Raw genomic sequence first — 15,579 nt, forward strand, 5'->3', positions numbered from 1 at the left:
TTCCGATATTAATTTCGTAACTTTATAGGTATGAAAACGCTATTATATAGCTACTGTATCTGCTTGTTCCTAATGGGCTATTCCTGTCAGGGTCAGCAGAACATTAAACAGACTACGAAAATGGAAACGAATAAAAACACAACCCGTTAAGCAAAGAAGAGGAATATGTGATTGTGCATAAAGGGACGGAGCGTCCTTTTACGGGTGCACTTTTGGACAACAAAGTGAAAGGAACTTACATTTGCCGACGTTGCGATAGTCCACTGTACCGTTCGGAGTCAAAATTTGAATCTGGTTGTGGCTGGCCTAGTTTTGATGATGAGATCCCTGAAGCAATCACGCGGATCACGGATGCAGATGGACGCCGTACAGAAATCCTCTGTACCAATTGTGGTGCGCATTTGGGGCATGTTTTCCTTGGCGAAGGTTTCACGGCAAAAAACACGCGCCATTGCGTCAATTCTATTTCAATGAAATTCGTAGCGGATACTGATACTACAAAGTAACCTTTGCTTTTGTCGACTCACGAATTTTCAATTCACAAGGCAACACCATCTTACGTGTTGCTTTTATTTTGCCCTGTAGACGGAGCAAAAGTATATTGATCAGATTTTCTGCGATCTCCTTGATCGGCTGTGAAACAACAGTGATGGATGGTTCTAGTAATTTAAATACGGTATGATCATCGAAGGCGATCATTGCAGGCATGGCAAAATTATATTTCTTCGAAGCCTTTAACCCGGAAATCGCCAGATAATTGGTTGAAAATAAAACAGCATCCAAACGATTTTCACAAATAAAATCTTTTAGTGACTCCATTGCTTCGTCATCCGAAGCATCCATTTGCACCTTCTGGATAAAACTTTGTTGCTTATTATTATCCATCGCTTTCAGATATCCCTCCGAACGCTCCTTCATCTGGGTCTGATCCGAGTATAAAGACACAAAGCCGATACGCTTATAGGCTTGTTGACACAAATGGCTGGTCGCATCGAAAGCCCCTGAAAATTATCTGCGCCGACATAGTCTGTCTCCAGGCCCGGAAAGTAACGGTCGAAAAGTACAACAGGAATATTACTTTGCTGCAACTGCTTGACAGTATCCTCTAAACCGTCCGAAGGCGTAATGATAAAACCGTCGACCTGACGATCGTAAAACATCTGGATCAGCTCCTTCGCCTTCTCGACATCATTGTTGGTACTACAGTAAATAATGCGATATCCCTGCTCGTAGACTTTACTTTCGATCAGACGCGCGATATTACCAAAAAATGGATTCGAGATGTCTTCGATAATCAAACCTAAAATCTTGGTTTTCCGGTTCGCAAGCTTTTCGCCAATTCATTTGGCTTATACCCTACTTTCTTGACATAATCCAATACGCGCTTGGTCAACGCCTCGCTGATACGCTTCTCTTTTGCCTTGTCATTCAAAATAAAGGATACTGTAGTTACAGAAATTCCCAACGCCTTTGCGATATCACTGATCAGAATACGTTTCTTCATGTAGAGTAGGTTTGTTAAGTTTTTATTTCGAAGATTACTAAAGTAAAAAATTTAACGACAATTTACTAAAATAATAATAAAATTGCGCTAAAAGGTTTTATTTACTAATTTTAAGCAGTTTCAAATACCCGAACACAAAACCTATGACAGGAAATAAACTCATCACAACAGTGTTGGGCACGCTAATTTTACCATTTTGCGTTCAAGCTCAGCAAAATTTAACACAATATGTCAATCCATTTATTGGATCAGCAGATCACGGACACGTGTTTGTCGGAGCCAATGTACCTCTAGGTGCGGTACAACTTGGCCCAACGCAGATCCCACAGATCTGGGACAAATTCAATGGCTGGGATTGGTGCAGCGGCTACAATTACAAAAGCCAGGAAATATTGGGTTTTACCCACACCCACCTGAGCGGAACAGGCATTGGTGACCTCAATGATCTTATGATCGTTCCGGCGAATGGCAAGCTACAATTAACACCTGCAGAATTCAACAAAATGAATACAGGCTATGGCTCATCATTCAAAAAGGAAAATGAAGTCGCTAAACCCGGATTTTACAGTGCCTATCTGGATGACTATAAAGTTCAGGCCAATCTCACAGCAACAGAAAGAGTTGGTTACCACCAATACCGATACGAAAAAACAGACAATGCCCATATTTTAGTTGATCTGGGTTATCACATCAATTGGGATAAACCAACTGATACCTATATCAAACAGATCAATGATTCTACATTCGTTGGCTATCGTTTCTCCACAGGCTGGGCCAGTGACCAAAAGCTATACTTTGCTATAAAAACTTCGCAACCTATCCAAAAGGTTAGATTCTTTGATGGCAAAGATGAAAAATTCGGTCAGACAACCTTCAAAGGACAAGCGATCAAAGCAGCACTTTTCTTCGATGCGGCTAAAAACAAGAACATTGAACTTAAAGTCGGTATTTCACCAGTCAGCTCTACCAATGCCTTAAATAATATCAATGCGGAGATTCCAGGCTGGAATTTTGAGAAAGTAAAGCAAGAAGCAGATCAACGTTGGAATAAAACCTTGAACAAAATCCAGTTTGAAGCAGATAAGGATACAAAAACAATCTTCTATACAGCTTTATACCACACCTACTTCGCCCCTACAATTTTCAACGATGCAAACGGTGATTATTTGGGTACGGATAAACAGGTTTACGAAAAGCAAGATTTTGTCAATCATACCGTATTCTCCCTATGGGATACCTATCGTGGGCTTCATCCACTGATGACCATCCTTGAAGACCGTAAAATCAATCAGGATTTTATCAAAACCATGCTTGCTATATATCAACAACAAGGAAGTTACCGATGTGGCATTTGCAGGGTAACGAAACCAACACCATGGTTGGCCTGCCGGCCATTCCGGTCATCGCAGATGCCTTCTTAAAAGGAATCATCGATGAGAAGGATTATCCTTTGGTATGGGAAGCTGTCAAAACAACCGCTATGGGCAATGACCATGGGTTGAAATTTGCGCGCGACCTGACGTATATTCCCATCGACAGTATGCCGAATGAATCCGTTGCTTGGGCATTGGAATATGCTATCGCCGACTTTGGCGCTTATAAAATTGCCGAGAAATTAGGAAAGACAGAAGATGCTGCTTATTTCAAAAAACGCTATAAATTATATGAGCAATATTTTGACAAAGAAGTTGGTCACTTCGTTGGTAGGAAAGCCAATGGTGACTTCCGCAGACCTTTTGATCCATTAATGGCCAAGCACCGTGAAAATGATTACTGTGAAGGGAATGCATGGCAATATACGTGGTTGGTACCACAAGACGTGACAGGTTTGATCAATCTTTTTGGCGGCGAACAGCAATTTTTAAAGAAACTAGATTACTTCACAACCATGTCTTCAGATCTCGGTGGAGAAGCTTCCCCCGATATCTCAGGACTAATCGGCCAATATGCACAAGGTAACGAGCCTAACCACCACATTCCTTATCTATATGCCTATGCAGGACAGCCATGGAAAGGTGCTGCATTGGCGCGTAAAGCGATGACCGATTTCTATACAAATACACCGGCAGGACTTTGTGGTAACGATGACGTCGGTCAGATGAGCGCATGGTACGTATTCTCGGCGATGGGATTCTATCCATTGAATGCTATGAGTGGTGTGTATGTATTTGGTTCGCCGATGATGGAACATGCCAACATCAATTTGCCAAATGGCAAAACTTTAGCGATCACGGTCAAAAACCAAGGTAAAGCAAACCAATACATCAAATCGATCAAATTGGACGGAAAACCTTATACCAAGACTTTCATCACACATGCACAATTGCTACGGGGTGGCCAGATGGAAATTGAGATGAGCGCTACGCCGAATAAAAACTTTGGAAAAAACAAAGCGGACAGACCTACAAGCGTTGACAATAATTAACTGAAAAATTGTCAGCAAAACATTCATGGATTAATATTTGTTAATACCTTATTATATAAATTTAAGGAGAACAAAAAATGGCAGATTACAAAAACATCAATATACAAGACATCCCTGATGGTGGCGAGAATCCAAAAGACTTCTATGAAAGCTTCAAAGAAAGATTAGAAGATTTGGAGACCTTTCCAAAAGACTATACCTATAAGTTTATCTTACCAAAGGATCAGGATCATTTCAACCAGATCCAACGTGTATTTGATGATACTGATGCACGGTTTGACTTCAAGGATTCCAAAACAGGAAAATATACCTCAATCACGGTCAACCTGAATGTAAAAGATGCAGATCAGGTCATTTACTTCTACAAAGAAGTTGCCAAGATAAAAGGTGTTATTATGTTATAAAAACTAAAAGAGGCTGTCGAAATGACAGCCTCTTTTGTTTATGATCCAAGAAGTTCCTGCGTGACCAAATCCCCTCGAACAATCAATTCCCCATTTTTACCTTATCAAACAATTCTTTCGGAACTTTGAGTTTCAAAAGATAACATATCGGGCGCCCGGATTGAATCCCTGGGCTCCATCTTTTTGCTTTCTTAGAAAATCAATTAGAACAGGATCTTTAGAATCACTTTTCCTATCCAATAGTATCCCGTCTTTTGTGACGATTATCTCAAATATATGATCAGCATATATCGCTTTATCCAACCGACCTTCCCTCATAACTTCCTTTAGATAGTTTAGCCAATGGGTCTTAAAATTATGCATCCCCCTTCGGTTCAAGAAAATTTCCACCGCATTATACATACGGACTGTATCCGTATTTTTAATACTTGTGCCCCAACAGGACCATATAATAACAATAAGAAGAGAAAACAATATATTCGAACCATAATTTAAAGAATATCAACGAGTTAATCAAATAAAGCCCACAAAAAAGCCCGCTAATAGCGGGCTTTTATATATAAGTTCAAGAATAAGCTTATTCCTGACCGGCACCAGCTACGGGAGCTTCGCCATTGGCGTTATCTTGTTTTGGCTTATCTTCTCTTGGAGGACGAGGCAATAAAGCTTTACGTGAAAGTTTCATCTTACCTTGCTTGTCGATATCCAACAGTTTAACCGTTACTTTATCACCTTCTTTGAAGATTCCGTCCATTGTTTCAAGACGTTTCCAGTCAATTTCAGAGATGTGCAATAAACCATCTTTACCCGGCATAATCTCAACAAATGCACCAAATGGCATAATTGATTTTACTTTACCTTCGTAAGTTTCACCGATCTCAGGTTTAGAAGCAATCGCTTTGATACGACCTACAGCATCATCAATTGCAGCTTTATTGTCTGCAAACACCTGAACGACACCTTTGTTATCAACCTCCTCGATAGAGATTGTTGCACCAGTCTCACGTTGCATTTCTTGGATGATCTTACCACCTGGACCGATCACAGCACCGATAAATTCTTTATCGATCAACAATTGAACGATACGAGGTGCATGTGGTTTGTAGTCTTCACGTGGAGCAGAAATGGTTTTCTTCATTTCACCTAAGATGTGTAAACGAGCTTCTTTCGCTTGATCCAAAGCCTGTCAACACTTCCCATTTCAAACCATTGATTTTTAAGTCCATCTGACAAGCAACGATACCTTTCTCCGTACCAGTTACCTTAAAGTCCATATCACCTAAGTGATCTTCATCGCCTAAGATATCCGATAAAATTGCATATTTACCAGTTTTCTCATCAGAGATCAATCCCATTGCGATACCAGATACAGGAGCTTTCAACTTCACACCAGCATCCAAAAGAGCCAATGTGCCGGCACATACCGTCGCCATGGAAGACGAACCATTGGATTCCAAAATATCAGAAACCACACGGATTGTATATGGGTTTTCATTATCTGCAGGTAATACTTGTTTCAATGAACGCATCGCCAAGTTACCGTGACCAACTTCACGACGACCAGGACCTCTATTTGGTCTTACTTCACCTGTAGAAAATGCAGGGAAGTTGTAGTGAAGTATAAATTTGTTATAACCGTTGATAAAAGCACCATCAATCATTTGCTCATCGTCTTTAGCGCCTAAAGTAACTGAAGTCAAAGATTGTGTTTCACCACGTGTGAATACAGCAGAACCGTGTGCTGCTGGCAAGTAATCCACTTCAGACCAGATCGGGCGTACAGTACGTACATCACGTCCATCTAAACGCATGCCTTCATCTAAAACTAGATTACGGACAGCATCATACTGAACATCGTGGAAATATTTTTGAATAAGAAAGCTGTGTCATCATCCAATTCTTCAGGCATTGTTGCTCTGTATTCCTCCGCAATTTTTGCAAAGTTTTCAGAACGGTCATGTTTCGCAGAAGCTGATTTTGCAATTGCGTATACTTTATCATAAGTAGCAGCAAAAATAGAATCTCTCAATTCAAGATTTTCAGGCTCGTGATTATACTCACGTTTCACAGTTTTACCAACCAAATTAGCCAATTCTACCTGTGCAGCAACTTGTTTTTGATAGCCTCGTGAGCAAAAGCAATTGCTTCAACCATTTCAGCTTCTGAAATTTCTTTCGCTTCACCTTCCACCATACCGATATCCTGAGCAGAACCAGCAACAATAAATTCTAAAGTTGCATTTTCAAGTTCAGATAATTTTGGATTGATGACCAATTGACCGTCAATTTTCGCTACACGAACTTCTGAGATAGGACCGTTAAAAGGAATATCAGAAACTGCAATTGCAGCAGATGCTGCCAAACCCGCTAAAGCGTCAGGCATGATATCTTTATCAGCAGAGATTAAGCTGATGGCAACTTGTGTATCTGCGTGATAGTTTTCAGGGAATAATGGACGTAATGCGCGATCTACCAAACGAGAAATCAATACTTCATAGTCTGACAATCTAGCCTCACGACGTAAGAAACCACCTGGGATACGACCTGTGGCCGCATATTTCTCTTGATAATCTACTGAAAGGGTAGAAAATCGACACCAGATTTAGCTTCTTTGGCAGAAACGACAGTTGCAAGCAACATCGTATCACCTTGTTTTAATACTACAGCACCATCAGCTTGTTTCGCTAATTTTCCTGTAGACAATTCGATTTGGGTGCCATTACCCATATCGATGGTTGTTTTAATTTCGTTGTAATTCATTTAATCTTGTTTTTGACACGCTTTTCATCTTGTTGGCAGCGTGCCGATATTTTAAATACGTTAGATTTCAGCACAAAGGTAAATTAAAATATTAAGATTAATGCAATTAACATAATGCTAAATCATCAAAACGACCAAGATACGACAAGCGATTATCCTTGCACCCAGAACAATAAGCATATCGAAGTCCCTTCAAGTCCCCTCAAGTCCGCTTAAGTCCCTTCAAGTGCCAACAGTGTTCGAATCCGCTAGGCAACCGCTTCGGGACAACTGTGACACTGCCTCGGGAATGCTTCGCCCCTTGTTTGACAGTTGCTCGGTAACGCGTCGGTTGTTTACCAACAACAAGGCAAACAACAGCCGAAGAACAGCCGAACGAGTCCCAAAGTTGTCCCGACTCAGTCCCGAAGCAATCTCAATGCACTCACGAAGAATCGCCGAACAGCGCCCGAATCCCCGTCGAACGGTTGTTGCTGGATCAATCAATATGAGTTGCCAAATGATCTTGTTCCACAGTAAAAACTTCCGCGATTCAAAAGAGCTTGCACAAGCTTTCTGGACTGTTCCCATAGTTAAAAACAAACAATGGTTTAATTAAAACGAAGAAAGCCATCCAAAATTTGGATGGCTTTCCTAAAAACCTTTGTACAAAAGCTTATTTGATGATATCACGTAGACCTAGACCTTTGATGATCGCACGGTAACGGTTAAAAACTCATTCCAATAATATATTCTCATCACCTAACTCATAGGGAGCATAAATTAAAAGAAAGGTTAGCATTTCATCCGTAGACACCATATTTCCTGTAGAAAAAACAGTCTTAGGTGGTGAATTCGGATTTTGTGGATTATCACTTGTATTGTCATAAGTCCCTATAACGTGGATCGTCGAACCAGCCGGTATCTTGACCAATTTTCTCATACGATACATTTCTTGCCATTCAAAATTCCAATTGGGAATATGAATTAACGGGATCGTATCGTTGTTGGCGGTCACTGCAAAAGCACGAAAATCTTTTCCGAGATAATGCATATGCGGCCAAACATATAGTAATGATTGATCCTCAGGAGTCCGAACTTTCAGTGAAAAAGTAGAAACTTGATTTGGTGGAATAACAAATCGGGGATAGATATCTCTTTCACCAATGCCACCTGATCCCAAACTAATAATACGGACCGGTCGCTGGATAGGCTTATTCTTAAAATACAAGTTAACACCAATAGTCGACTCTTCATCAGCTGCTACAGCGGAATAATGCACAGTAAAAATTACGCAGCCTCTTTTAGGCAATACCCATCCAAAGTCCTTTGGATAATATTCAACAGAGGCTCCTGGAACCCATCCTGTATAAAAGACAGGATTTGTTTGGTAAGATTCATACTGCATCAACTTTTTCATATCGGTTTCTTGGGTATTATCTATGTAAGGATCGCCAGCAGCAAGATCAATGGAGTTATCAGGAATGGCACTAAACATATAATTCACATGATGTACCACTTTTTTGTTATCGCTGTAGAATTCCACGGCTTCAATTGTCTTCTCCTCGAGTAAATCAAACGGAACTTTAAACAATACAAAACGCTCTTTGTTATTCCCTTTAACAACAAATGGCTTGTCTATTTTTAATATTAAATCCGGCGCACGACCAGCTAAACCAACCTTTTCTAATGATCTCCTCTTTGATTTTACATTTTTTTCCCTTCCACAGCGCCAGCATCAATCCACTCGATAATCTTATTTTTTTCCTCCTTTGTTAATTGACGATTATTCGCGAAATCCTGATAATGAACATCTGGCATCCATGGTGGCATATAATTGGTTTAATAACCTCTTTAACCATCCGGATCCGCTTTTTAAAATCCTGATAGTTCGCCAAGGGAAAAGGAGCTTCGCTCTCCTTACTTTTATGACAGACAGCACATTTACTAATCAGTATTTCTCTGACATCCTGATAGGTCTGGGCATTAAGGAGCTGCATAGAGCCAACAACTCCTCCGATGATAGCCCATAAAAGAAAAAAAAATAAGTATTTCATCGCTCGATATAGCATCCAATAGGTTTTATATAACTTGACAGTATCTTGGTATTATTGAGTAAATCCTCAATTGCATTTTCTAAATAATTGACTGTTGCTACTTGTTTTGTTTTTCCTAGTTTCACAACCCAATCGTCTATGGCCCCGTGATAAACAATCTTACCAGAGCGATCAAGTAGGAAAGCTTCAGGTGTCACAGTAGCCTGAAGTGAACCAACCAGCACCATTTTATTATCTTCAATAAGCGGATAGGTTATCTGGTATTTTTTTTAAAATGCTCAAATTGTCCCGAGGTTTCTTCAACTCCAGGAAATACGCCAACAAACTTAACTTTGTTGGCGTATTTGATATTGAGGTTTGCAATTGTCAGGGTATATTTTTGACTAAGCGGACATGTTGTTGCATAAAAAACAAAAACATGTGGCATATCCTCCAATCTTGAAAGATCATATTTCTGCCCAGTTACAGTCGCCAACGATTGTGTTGCCTTTACCCCATATTGGGCTTGTACCTGGAAACTACATACTAATGATACTAAAAATAAAATATGTTTCACAAAGTCGATCGTAGAATATGTTTTTTGCTTAATCATAATAAATATACCACTAAATTACGGCATATCCCACCACACACGCCCCTGATATCATTGGGTGAACCAAAACCAGGTACTTTTTCCATTGCGTCAATAGCATCATTGATGTTCTTCGCATTCATATCCGTCACTGTAGGTCGGGTAATGGAAAATCTTCTTGGCATCTGCAAAACTCCTCCCGAACTCATAAAGATTTCAGATTTCATGATATTACCATTTACTGCAGGAAAGCCTGTACGCTTTACCAATGCCCAAGCCTCATTGTTATTCTTATAATAATTGATGTATTGTTGGACACAAATTTGCTCTAGTGCATTTGAAGCATTATATACTACACCTGGCTTGGCTTTATAAGCAGTTGCTTCTTCTGGGTTTAGGGCGCGATAATCAGCTACCTTTGCCCGCGAAGCAGCACGATCCGTTTCAACCAAAGCCGAATCAATTCCGCGATAATACAAGGCCTGTGCATCAGCAGGGCTTCCAAAGATATTACGTTGTGCCAATTCAGCCCGCATAAATAAGACATCAGAACAATTGATAATTGGAAACGTCATCAATCCATTATTCGGCGTAGAATTAAAGAAACTTGGTCGTATGGAGGAAGGTAAACGACCTGTGGTATCGCGACCGTTGAATTTATAAGCTATTGCTGTAAAATATGCTGCTTTATCTGTTTCTTGTGCTGCATCGGGGCTAATATACTGTCCGTAATATTGCTGCCATTTAAAGTCCGCAGGTATTTTACCTTGCGCCTGTGCCGCATCAAAACGCTCTTTCGTAAAGTGCGAAGGTTGAAAATAAACACGTATCCGAGGATCACTGGTATTCCACATAAAGTCTACCATACTTTTCGATCCTGATACAGACCGCTGATTAGCAGGATTATCTTCAGTATTTGTAAATCCAGTTCCGGCAATAAATTTCCAGGACTCAGCATCACTCCCTATCACCCCTACTTCATCATTGAGCACTTCTGCAGCCACAGTTCGCAATTTTTCAGGATTTCGTTTCATCAAACGCATCGCCATTCTGAGGCGAAGACTATTAGCGGCTTTTATCCACTTTCTAATATCACCATTGTAATAAATATCAAAGCCATCAAGCTTCACCTGAGTCACTGAAGTGGGCGCTTTTAGTTTTGCTACTGCCGATTTCAATTGCTGATCCAATAATTCATATAACTGCTCCTGTGTATCATACTTTGGAGTCAACATGGGAGGCGTGGTGTAACGTCCTCGGAACGCTTCGCTGTAGGCGATACTCCCATATACGTCAGAAGTATACCAGGCAAAATAAGCTAATGGAATATCTGCGATTGCATCGAGATGAACATAAGTTGCTTGTTTATCAGTAGGAAGCTTTTTAATCAGCTCCTTCACATCAACAAGTCTGTTACCAACACCATTATAAAACATCCCCAGCGCGCCCCAATATTACCAGTAGCCTGGTAAGATCCTTCGGTATTACCAGAACCGATTGAAAAGGTCTGGGACCAATAATATATCCCTAAATATAGGTCATAATACCGTTCACCTCGATGAATCGATAACAAGCCCGTAGGAAGTTCATATTCGGGTGGTGGATTGAGAACAGCATCCGGATCCGTGTTTAAATCCTTGAATTTATCTTTGCTACACGCGGCCATCATCGCTAATACCAAGATCGCGGCCCATATATTGATTTTCTTTTTCATTTCCATAAAATTAATTATCTAAACTTTAGAAGCTACCATTAATGCTGAATCCGAAGCGGCGGACATACGGCATCGCTGACCCCTCATTCATGGCACCAGAACCACTATCACTAACACTATATGGATTAAAGCCATCTGGAGCACTATTATAGAGGAAGAACAGATCATTACCGTATACCCCAACACGCAAGCCATTCATTTTTAATCGTTTTGCTATATGACCTGGTAAATCGTAATTTAAGCTCACCTGTTGTACAGAAATCCATGAAGATTCATACATCGCTCTTTCACGAATACCACTAAACCAAGAATGCGAGTTTGCATAATAAGCTAGTGCACTTGCTGGACGCATATAACCGGCATCTACGGCTTGCTGATGCGTCATTCCTCCCAAATCTATTGTTTTACCACCAACTGTTGTTGTTGACCCTTGTTTATAAACACCATCCATTATCACTCCGTCATTTCTTTGCACCCCCGCAGCCGTTGTGTAAGCAACTCCACAAATTCTTCCGAGCGTCCTGGCAATGTGCTAGCCAAAATCCCTGTCCAAGAACCAAAATCCTTGGTTGATGAATAAACCATTCCACCATATTTCGCATCTAGACCAACAACCAACTGTAATGACTTATAATTAAATGTATTACGCCAGTTTCCTAAAAATTTAGGTAGAATAGATCCCAACACCGGTGCCTTGTCCAATCCTTCTTTGTAATTTGCCGCACGTTCGTAAATGGTCGATGCTCCATTTGGTGTATAAAGCACTCTTTTCCCATTTAATTCACTATCAATAGGCTTATTACCCCATCTACAGCTTGATATTTTGCATAACCATAAGGTGCGATAACCGTACCATAATCGCCGCCGACTTTAGCAATAGCCTGATAACCATCACCCCCACCTACTTGAGTATATTCTAAGCCAAATGGCAATGACAAAATTGTATTGCGGTTACGTGTATAATTGAAACGGGTATCCCAAGAGAAATTATCGGTTTTAATTGGCACCCCATACACGACCAGTTCAATACCACGATTACGCACCTCACCTCCATTTAAAAGTGCTTTCGTAACCCCCGATGTCATAGGCGTTCCAAACTCAATAATCTGGTCTCTGGAATCTTGGGAATAAAACGAAAAATCAGCTCCTAGTCTATTCTTCAACATTCTGAACTCTAAACCTGCTTCAATTTTTGTCGAACGTTCAGGTTTTAATGCCTGATTCGGAAGAGTATTACTTTGATATCTGTAATTCAAAATCGATCGGCCCAAATAGTCAAGATAAGGCCCATCCGTACCATAAGCACCAGTATTCGTTGTATAGGCTCCCGTGCCATTTCCTGTTTGTACATAAGAGAGCCTTAACGCACCATAATTAAATAGCGACCCAAGCTTCTCATTAAATGTTTCATTGAATTTCCAAATCGCATCTACACCTGGATAAAAGTAAGAATAGCTACCATGGCCATCATTATAAACCAAAGAAGAATTCCAGTCATTACGACCATAAACGTTCAGTGTCAGCTCATCCTTATAATCCACAGATCCTTGATAAAATAGCGATCCCAAATTTCTGGAATTAGGTTTATCTTCACCTGCAATGGCCCTATTTCGCGAATTACTTAAGCGATAAATATCGGGATAGATCGCTCCGTCTATACGTGCATTTTGCCCTTTTCCGCTAAAGCTATAATACTCACCTCCTCCCATAAACATAACGTTAAAATCATTGATCTTTTTCGTATAGTGTAAGGTCCCGCGGAATTGTTTCGTAAAACGGCTACTTATACTGGTTGAATATTGTGGGTTATAGAATGCCGAATCTCTTCCTCTACTTTTATTTTCGTAGTTACTTCCTAAATAATTTATATTCGCAAAACCCTGAAACTTGAAATTATCATTGATTGGAACTTGTACATCTATCGCTCCCCTGAAATTATCATCATTAACGACACGATTGTTTTGATATAGATTGTACAGCACACTTGAAAAGTTAGTTCCATCCTCGCGATTCCAACCTCCTTGTGGTGAAATATAGTTTTCCATCCAATACTTAGTGTCATAATATCGAGGTAGCCCAGCCACGAAGTTAACAAGTACACTTCCTACGTCAGTATTGCCAGAAAGCATGGAATTGCCAGCCCCACATCAGCCGCATTTCGGGCCTTACTCTTAACATAGGTTACATTTGCATCCACGATAATTTTCCCCAATAAGCGTTGTGTTCCCCTGAAATTCACACTATTCCTGTTGAAATTATTATTGGGAGTAACACCTTGGGAGCTATTATTGGAATAAGCCAAGCGAAAAGAACCTTGCGCACTACCTCCCGATATACCCACAGTAGTATTGGTACTGATGCCTGTGCGGTATGCATCGAGCATATTATTTGGAATTGCCGAATAGGTTATATCTCGGCCATCGTAATCTTTTACGGTTTGCCCTGTAAATTTAGGTCCGAAATTATATACAGTTGCAGGAACCTGTAAAGCCCCATCGGGCGTTTTCACAAAATCCCGATCACCGCCTGTAGTCCCCGGTCCAAAATCATTCTGAAAATCCATGGTTTTATAGGCTTGATCCCATTGCGTATTTTGCGTAACGGTAACTCCCAATCCCCGTTGCCCAAAACCACTTTTGGTTGTAATTAGGATCACACCATTTTGCGCACGACTACCATACAATGCCGTCACTGCCCCTCCTCTGAGGACAGATATATTTTCAATATCATCTGGATTTAAATCCTTTAAAATATTTCCAAAATCTTGGCTACCGCCGCGGTTTGGCAGCACCATATCTTGATCCATAATAATATTGTCTATAACAACAAGTGGCTGATTATTATAAGGATCTAAGGAGGCGCTTTCCCGAATTCGGAAAACAGGTGTGGATTGAGGTCCTCCTACACCGGGCTGAACCTGTAATCCGGGAACCAGTCCTTGTAGTGCGGCAATTGGATTAACGGCACCAGTACGCCGAAGGTCCTCACCAGATACCATTGTAACAGCTGAGCCAATCTGACTTCTCTTACGTGTGGCGAAACCAGTTACCACGACTTCCTCAAGGGAACCGTCTTCAGGTTTAAGGCTCACGTTGACCATTTTCGCATCACCGACAATAATTTCTTGTGCAATGTAACCGACGGTAGAGAATCGTAGTGTTTCTCCTTTCTGTGCCTGAATGGAGTAGCTGCCGTCTTCTAGGGTTTGGGTAGCTCGGGAAGAGCCCTTAACAGATACTGTGACTCCGCTGATGTTCCCTGTTGCATTCGTCACCCTACCGGTGATCGACTGCTGCGCATATAGACTGGATATCGATGTAAGCGACAACGCAGCTACTATGCAACATGACGAATAAAGTTGCTTCATATGACTATAGGTCAATTATTTGGGTTAGTAATTGCGAGTAAAAATAATGCAAAAAATTTTACGAAACAACAATCTTTTTATTTTTTTAAAAAGATCGTTAATGTTTATGTAATTACATAGCAAAGAATAAAAACAAACGAAAACGCTTTATACAATCAATAGGCTTATTGAAATGCTATAAAAAGACCATCTATGTTTGCATAGTGACACAATAAAGGCTCAAAGTAAAAAGAGTGTGTTTTTCATTTAAATAACCTTATTGGAAAGGCCATGTATAGATTGGGATTGTAATCTGATTTTAGGTTATCAAGATATTGGTTTACAACAAAAAAAAGCCATCCAAAATTTGGATGGCTTTCCTAAAAAACCTTTGTACAAAAGCTTATTTGATGATATCACGTAGACCTAGAGCTTTGATGATCGCACGGTAACGGTTAATATCGGTTTTGTAAAGATAAGCCAATAATGAACGACGTTTACCTACCAACATTTGTAGGGCACGTTGTGTACCGAAATCTTTTCTGTTCTTTTCAAATGCTCTGTTAAGTGAGCAATTCTCTTAGTGAATAAAGCAACTTGACCTTCTGTAGATCCAGTGTTAGTAGCTGATCCAGCAAATTCTGCAAAGATTCCAGCTTTGTACTCTTTACTTAAATACATCTCTTGAATAATATTAAAGCGTTAAAAAATTTATTAATTGCCTGCAAAGGTAGTATTTTTTTTTGATCAGCAAATACACCTTCATAACCTCTTCGCTTTCACTATACTTTTACATATATTTTTTCTTGTCCAACCAGTA

General features: G+C 40.2%; 16 protein-coding genes and 3 pseudogenes. 3 read left to right on the forward strand and 16 right to left on the reverse strand.

Annotated features, from left to right (window positions below):
* The first annotated feature begins 167 nt into the window (after positions 1-167).
* Positions 168-506: a methionine-R-sulfoxide reductase gene (locus tag KUH03_RS13735; RefSeq protein ID WP_257094093.1), complete on the forward strand. Its 339-nt coding sequence runs from the start codon at positions 168-170 to the stop codon at positions 504-506.
* Here KUH03_RS13735 and KUH03_RS13740 read toward each other — a convergent pair.
* The 3 genes from KUH03_RS13740 to KUH03_RS13750 are packed head-to-tail and all read right to left on the reverse strand — an operon-like array spanning position 496 to position 1,504.
* On the reverse strand, positions 496-945 hold the full coding sequence (locus tag KUH03_RS13740; RefSeq protein ID WP_257094094.1) for a substrate-binding domain-containing protein: 450 nt from the start codon (positions 943-945) through the stop codon (positions 496-498). The genes KUH03_RS13735 and KUH03_RS13740 overlap by 11 nt on opposite strands.
* On the reverse strand, positions 915-1,298 hold the full coding sequence (locus KUH03_RS13745; RefSeq protein ID WP_257094096.1) for a substrate-binding domain-containing protein: 384 nt from the start codon (positions 1,296-1,298) through the stop codon (positions 915-917). Before KUH03_RS13745 ends, KUH03_RS13740 begins: the two co-directional genes overlap by 31 nt.
* A 2-nt stretch (positions 1,299-1,300) precedes the next feature.
* Positions 1,301-1,504, reverse strand: a complete 204-nt coding sequence (locus KUH03_RS13750) for a LacI family DNA-binding transcriptional regulator (protein WP_257094099.1) — start codon at positions 1,502-1,504, stop codon at positions 1,301-1,303.
* Between the two features lie 143 nt (positions 1,505-1,647).
* Here KUH03_RS13750 and KUH03_RS13755 point away from each other — a divergent pair.
* Together KUH03_RS13755 and KUH03_RS13760 are read left to right on the forward strand one after the other, a co-directional pair.
* Positions 1,648-3,929 (forward strand): annotated as a pseudogene (locus KUH03_RS13755) (GH92 family glycosyl hydrolase).
* Positions 3,930-4,006: 77 nt separating this feature from the next.
* Complete coding sequence (locus KUH03_RS13760) at positions 4,007-4,333, forward strand: DUF493 domain-containing protein (RefSeq protein ID WP_120261478.1); 327 nt, start codon at positions 4,007-4,009, stop codon at positions 4,331-4,333.
* A 577-nt stretch (positions 4,334-4,910) separates the two neighbouring features.
* Here KUH03_RS13760 and pnp read toward each other — a convergent pair.
* From pnp to rpsO, 13 genes and pseudogenes are all read right to left on the reverse strand, one after another.
* Positions 4,911-7,092: pseudogene (pnp, locus tag KUH03_RS13765) on the reverse strand (polyribonucleotide nucleotidyltransferase).
* A 222-nt stretch (positions 7,093-7,314) separates the two neighbouring features.
* Positions 7,315-7,662: a hypothetical protein gene (locus tag KUH03_RS13770; protein ID WP_257094101.1), complete on the reverse strand. Its 348-nt coding sequence runs from the start codon at positions 7,660-7,662 to the stop codon at positions 7,315-7,317.
* 145 nt (positions 7,663-7,807) lie between these two features.
* A complete protein-coding gene (locus KUH03_RS13775; RefSeq protein ID WP_257094103.1) occupies positions 7,808-8,617 on the reverse strand; it encodes a hypothetical protein in 810 nt (269 codons plus the stop codon).
* Between the two features lie 161 nt (positions 8,618-8,778).
* Positions 8,779-8,904 carry a hypothetical protein gene (locus KUH03_RS13780; protein ID WP_257094105.1) on the reverse strand — a complete coding sequence of 42 codons (126 nt, stop codon included), beginning with the start codon at positions 8,902-8,904 and terminating at the stop codon, positions 8,779-8,781.
* Between the two features lie 220 nt (positions 8,905-9,124).
* Positions 9,125-9,355 (reverse strand): hypothetical protein, encoded by a 231-nt coding sequence (locus KUH03_RS13785; protein ID WP_257094107.1) that lies wholly within the window; start codon positions 9,353-9,355, stop codon positions 9,125-9,127.
* Between the two features lie 26 nt (positions 9,356-9,381).
* On the reverse strand, positions 9,382-9,720 hold the full coding sequence (locus tag KUH03_RS13790) for a thioredoxin family protein (RefSeq protein WP_257094109.1): 339 nt from the start codon (positions 9,718-9,720) through the stop codon (positions 9,382-9,384).
* Entirely contained in the window at positions 9,717-11,135 is a 1,419-nt protein-coding gene (locus tag KUH03_RS13795) for a SusD/RagB family nutrient-binding outer membrane lipoprotein (RefSeq protein ID WP_257094111.1), read from the reverse strand. Before KUH03_RS13795 ends, KUH03_RS13790 begins: the two co-directional genes overlap by 4 nt.
* Positions 11,096-11,413 (reverse strand): hypothetical protein, encoded by a 318-nt coding sequence (locus tag KUH03_RS13800; RefSeq protein ID WP_257094113.1) that lies wholly within the window; start codon positions 11,411-11,413, stop codon positions 11,096-11,098. Before KUH03_RS13800 ends, KUH03_RS13795 begins: the two co-directional genes overlap by 40 nt.
* Before the next feature lie 25 nt (positions 11,414-11,438).
* A complete protein-coding gene (locus KUH03_RS13805; RefSeq protein WP_257094116.1) occupies positions 11,439-11,888 on the reverse strand; it encodes a hypothetical protein in 450 nt (149 codons plus the stop codon).
* Positions 11,867-12,178 carry a hypothetical protein gene (locus KUH03_RS13810; protein WP_257094118.1) on the reverse strand — a complete coding sequence of 104 codons (312 nt, stop codon included), beginning with the start codon at positions 12,176-12,178 and terminating at the stop codon, positions 11,867-11,869. The genes KUH03_RS13805 and KUH03_RS13810 overlap by 22 nt, the downstream gene beginning before the upstream one ends.
* Before the next feature lie 11 nt (positions 12,179-12,189).
* Positions 12,190-13,542: a TonB-dependent receptor domain-containing protein gene (locus KUH03_RS13815; protein ID WP_257094127.1), complete on the reverse strand. Its 1,353-nt coding sequence runs from the start codon at positions 13,540-13,542 to the stop codon at positions 12,190-12,192.
* On the reverse strand, positions 13,518-14,780 hold the full coding sequence (locus KUH03_RS13820; RefSeq protein WP_257094129.1) for a TonB-dependent receptor plug domain-containing protein: 1,263 nt from the start codon (positions 14,778-14,780) through the stop codon (positions 13,518-13,520). Before KUH03_RS13820 ends, KUH03_RS13815 begins: the two co-directional genes overlap by 25 nt.
* A gap of 382 nt (positions 14,781-15,162) precedes the next feature.
* Positions 15,163-15,440, reverse strand: a pseudogene (gene rpsO / locus KUH03_RS13825) (30S ribosomal protein S15).
* Between the last annotated feature and the right edge of the window lie 139 nt (positions 15,441-15,579).

The sequence above is a fragment of the Sphingobacterium sp. E70 genome (assembly GCF_019285695.1).
Taxonomy (GTDB): domain Bacteria; phylum Bacteroidota; class Bacteroidia; order Sphingobacteriales; family Sphingobacteriaceae; genus Sphingobacterium; species Sphingobacterium detergens.

Excerpts from the sequence above, each read along its gene's own strand:
- KUH03_RS13750 (WP_257094099.1), bottom strand. The coding sequence starts at position 1,504 with ATGAAGAAACGTATTCTGATCAGTGATATCGCAAAGGCGTTGGGAATT.
- KUH03_RS13760 (WP_120261478.1), top strand. The coding sequence starts at position 4,007 with ATGGCAGATTACAAAAACATCAATATACAAGACATCCCTGATGGTGGC.
- KUH03_RS13770 (WP_257094101.1), bottom strand. The coding sequence starts at position 7,662 with ATGGGAACAGTCCAGAAAGCTTGTGCAAGCTCTTTTGAATCGCGGAAG.
- KUH03_RS13780 (WP_257094105.1), bottom strand. The coding sequence starts at position 8,904 with ATGCCACCATGGATGCCAGATGTTCATTATCAGGATTTCGCGAATAAT.
- KUH03_RS13785 (WP_257094107.1), bottom strand. The coding sequence starts at position 9,355 with ATGGTGCTGGTTGGTTCACTTCAGGCTACTGTGACACCTGAAGCTTTC.
- KUH03_RS13790 (WP_257094109.1), bottom strand. The coding sequence starts at position 9,720 with ATGATTAAGCAAAAAACATATTCTACGATCGACTTTGTGAAACATATT.
- KUH03_RS13795 (WP_257094111.1), bottom strand. The coding sequence starts at position 11,135 with ATGTTTTATAATGGTGTTGGTAACAGACTTGTTGATGTGAAGGAGCTG.
- KUH03_RS13800 (WP_257094113.1), bottom strand. The coding sequence starts at position 11,413 with ATGAAAAAGAAAATCAATATATGGGCCGCGATCTTGGTATTAGCGATG.
- KUH03_RS13815 (WP_257094127.1), bottom strand. The coding sequence starts at position 13,542 with ATGCTTTCTGGCAATACTGACGTAGGAAGTGTACTTGTTAACTTCGTG.
- KUH03_RS13820 (WP_257094129.1), bottom strand. The coding sequence starts at position 14,780 with ATGAAGCAACTTTATTCGTCATGTTGCATAGTAGCTGCGTTGTCGCTT.